Source organism: Proteiniphilum sp. UBA5384 (genome assembly GCF_002410825.1).
GTDB lineage: Bacteria > Bacteroidota > Bacteroidia > Bacteroidales > Dysgonomonadaceae > Proteiniphilum.
The window spans coordinates 416-4636 of the sequence record NZ_DHOS01000036.1; the positions used below are offsets into that span (position 1 = coordinate 416).

Genomic DNA, 4221 nt, shown 5'->3' on the forward strand with positions numbered 1-4221 from the left:
TCTTACCCGGGAGAACAGACGGTTTTTAAAAGAGAAAGAAATCCGCTACACCGGGGAGCCAGTGAGCCGACGGTAAAAGAGATCATGAGCGGATACTGGAAACGTAAGGAGCGACAGGAAGCGGCAGAACGCAACCAGGTAGAAGGAAAGTTTGGTCAGGGCAAGCGTGGATATGGTTTAAATGATATCCGTACCAGATTTTCCTCAAAATCAAACAGTTGGATAGGGACTATCATTTTTGTAATGAACCTGATCCGGCACATAAGTGATATTCCCCTGCTTTATTTTGTCTCGTTACTACTGAACCTGATGAAAGTGAGAAATATAAACATTTATCCACTCAGACCACAAATGAATTTTTGTGCCTGATTGGAAATTAATAAGCAGACCCTAAATATTCGGAATCTTATTTATTTAATGTTTTTCCTGTTTTTCTTTTCACTTTGTTACTCATGAAGGGTGATAAATAAATTGTTCTGGAGGTCTATTCATAATACAAAACTATAGATTATGACATGTCGTACAAAATTTCAGTTAATTATTGTTCTTATAATATTTTATGCTTGTTCTCAAGAGTCAACTCGAAAGGAGCAAAGAAATCTGAAGATTATGGAAGCTACATTTATACATCCCCCTGATTCTGTAAAGCCATGGGTTTTCTGGGATTGGATTTCTGATAACGTGACACAAGAAGGTATAACCAACGATCTGGAGTCTATGAAAGAAGTTGGGATCGGTGGAGTAGTTTGGCGCGGAATAGGCGGTTTATGGTGGGCACCGGAGGGAGAGGCAAAACCATATACTCCAGAATGGAATAATTTGATGCAATGGTCAATACAAGAAGCCGATCGTTTAGGCATAGGGTTTACTATTTCACAAGACTTTGGATATGGCAGTGGAGGCCCCCATATCACACCCGATAATTCTATGCAACAGCTGATTTGGAATGATACAGTCATTGATGGAGGCTCACAGGTTAATATTGACTTGAGGATCCCTGCGATCCCAGACGAAAATATTGCCAAAGCATGGTTGAGGCCAGGTGAAAAATTGAGTGATAAAGTATTGTCTGATATCGAATTGATCGATTCATATAGAGACATCGCAATTTTGGCAATTCCATATTCAACAAATAGTTCATCTTATAAAATTCCTCAATTGGAGTTAAGATCAGGACTCGGAATAAAAACCTACTTCAATAATCTGGATAAAATATCTCCGCCAACAGGAACGGTTATCAAACAAAATGAACTTATTGATCTTTCGGAATTACTTGATTCAAAAAACCACCTAAACTGGAACGCTCCTCTTGGAAAATGGAGGATTATAAGGATAGGGCACGCATCCAACTTTTTAATGACCAGGCCATGCCCTCAAAGTGCCGTCGGGCTAGAATGCAATCGATTAAGCAAGCAAGGAATTGATTCACACTTTAAACACTTTTTACAGCCAATCCTTGATCAGAGTGATACCCTGACAGGAAAAACATTGACCCACCTTTTTCTTGATAGTTGGGAAGCCGGTTGTCAGAATTGGACGCAAGAAATGCCATTAGAATTCAAAAATCGCCGCGGATATGACATTACGCCCTGGCTACCTGTACTAACAGGAAGCGTGGTAGAAAGCGCGATGATGTCTGAACGTTTTCTTTGGGATTTCCGACAAACAGTAAGCGAATTGTTCTTAGATAATTATTTGTACCGCTTACAAGAATTGGTTGAGCCATATGGAATGAAATTCTCGGTAGAGGCATACGGAAGACTGAGTATAAACACATTACAGTTTGCAGAAATGGGTGATTTCCCTATTAGTGAATTCTGGACTTTGGGAGATGATAAATTCCCTGAAATAAGTTCTGACAAGTATTACAATAGCATGAAAGCAATGGCATCCTCCGCTCATACTACCGGAAAAGTCCATGTTGGAGCAGAAGCCTTCACGGGAAATCGCGGTTGGCAAGATCATCCATTCATCTTTAAAGGTGCAGGCGACGAAGCTTTCTGTCGGGGGGTGAACCATTTTTTCCTTCATTTATCTGCTCATCAAGCATATGAAGATATGATCCCGGGACTTACTCATCAAAAATGGGGAGGGCATTTCAATCGATTCAATACTTGGTGGAAATTTAGTAAGCCTTGGTTCGACTATATTGCTCGATGCCAATACTTATTAAAGCAAGGACAATTTGTCGCAGACATATGCTACTTTTATGGGGAGGGAGCCCCGTTAAGTGTAAGCGAAATGACCTTGGATTTACCCCCCGGATATGATTATGATTTTTGTTCCGCAGATATTCTTCAGCAGATGAAAGTGAAAAACGAGAGAATTGTCCTTCCTTCTGGTATGTCATATGAATATTTACTTTTACCAAACTATGCATACCTGACTCTCCCGTCTATGCAGAAAATAGATGACCTTATTCAAGCAGGAGCCAAAGTTATCGGGCAGGAAAGGGTTATCGGAACTCCCGGTTTAACCGGGTATCCGGAAAATGATAAAGAAGTTAAGAAACTGGCAGATCGACTTTGGAATAGTGGTAAAATTCAAATGGCGGATAATTGGGAAACTATATTCAGGAATAACAACAATTTACCGGATTTTGTAGGTGAAGGACTGGATTACATACATCGTAAGTTTGATGAAATGGATATTTATTTTGTTTCAAACCCGTTACCGGATTATAGAGAGTCTATTTGTGAATTTCGAGTAGAAAGTAAAACCCCATGGCTGTGGAACCCGGAAACAGGAGAAATAAGCTCTTTGCCTATTACTCATAAGAACGGAAAAATAATTTCTTTGAAATTGGCATTTGATCCAATGCAGAGTTGGTTTATTATTTTTTCAAATAATAACTTCATCGCAAATTCTGAAAAACAAATTTTTAAAAATTACAAACCGATTATAGATATATCCAAATCATGGCAAGTACAATTTGATCCGAACTGGGGAGCACCCAAAGAATCAATTCTTTTTGAAGATTTAGCAGATTGGAGATCTCATGAAGATATTGGTATTAAATTTTATTCAGGAACAGCCACTTATAAGAACAAGTTCGTTCTAACACCGGAACAGGTTAATTCACCCGCAGAAATGTTTATCGATCTTGGCAGGATAGAAATTATGGCAAAAGTATTCATAAATGAAATAGAGTGTGGAATTGCCTGGAAACCTCCATACAGAGTCAATATAACAGAAGCTGTTCACTCAGGAGAAAATCGGATAGAAATAGAAGTGGTCAATACTTGGGTAAATCGGATGATTGGAGATGAACATCTACCTGAAGATTGTGAGTGGATCGATTGGATTAGGTTAAAGAGATGGCCACAATGGTTCTTGGAAGAAGCAGTTCGTTCCAGTGGTCGTTACACCTTCACAACAGTGAAACATTATCGGAAAGAAGATGCTCTGCAGCCTTCCGGATTATTAGGACCCGTTAATATTGTCATCTCTGATCCTAAAAAGGAAGGCAATCGAAGACATCAAAATAAACAGAATGAAATCTATTAAAGTTTCAAATATTTTTCATATTGGAGTTCCAGGCAGTATAGAACGAGGATAATCCTAATTACAGCAATGTATTAATTGAAATGAGAGCTAAATTTAGAGATACAAAAAAGACTAAGAGGAGATTGATGATGAATAAAATCTCTTTTTATTTGGGAATGTTCCTTATCTGTTTGGCAGTAAATGGACAAAATCCCTATTTAATTAATCCGGAATTATTAAAAAACAGATGGGATGCTTAATGGATCACTTGCCCCAGCGTTTCATTAACGGACTTTGGTGTTTATCATTTCAGGAAAACATTTCAGTTGAATGATCATCCCGAAAAATTTATAATCCACGTTTCAGGAGATAATCGATACAGATTATATATAAACGGCACGGAGGTTTGTAATGCCCAGCTCGGTGGAGATCTGGCGAATTGGTTTTTTGAAACAATCGATATTGCCGATTGGTTAAAAAAGGGAGAATGTATTGGCTACCGTCGTTTGGAATTTTGGGGAATATCAGCCGCTGGCACAAATGTCTTATCAAACAGCGTTTCTGCTTCAGGGAAATGAATCTGCCGAAGCTTTGGTTAATACCGGAGAATCTTGGAGAGTTATAAGAAATGAGTCATATCAGCCACCTTTGTCCAGGCCTCCCCGAATCGTTGTAGGACCGGGAGAAATTGTTCATGGTAATAAGATATGTCGAAGTAAATTAACGATCTATCAT

At 38.8% G+C, this 4221-nt stretch carries 3 protein-coding genes; all 3 read left to right on the forward strand.

Going from position 1 to position 4221, the window contains the following annotated elements; genetic code table 11:
* On the forward strand, nucleotides 1-369 hold a 369-nt coding region (locus tag B4G81_RS07745), incomplete at its 5' end, for a transposase (RefSeq protein WP_414703182.1).
* A gap of 240 nt (nucleotides 370-609) precedes the next feature.
* Nucleotides 610-3507, forward strand: coding sequence for a glycosyl hydrolase (locus tag B4G81_RS07750; RefSeq protein ID WP_294081417.1), 2898 nt, complete (start codon nucleotides 610-612; stop codon nucleotides 3505-3507).
* A gap of 305 nt (nucleotides 3508-3812) precedes the next feature.
* Entirely contained in the window at nucleotides 3813-4064 is a 252-nt protein-coding gene (locus tag B4G81_RS07755) for a hypothetical protein (protein ID WP_294081418.1), read from the forward strand.
* Nucleotides 4065-4221 lie beyond the last annotated feature (157 nt).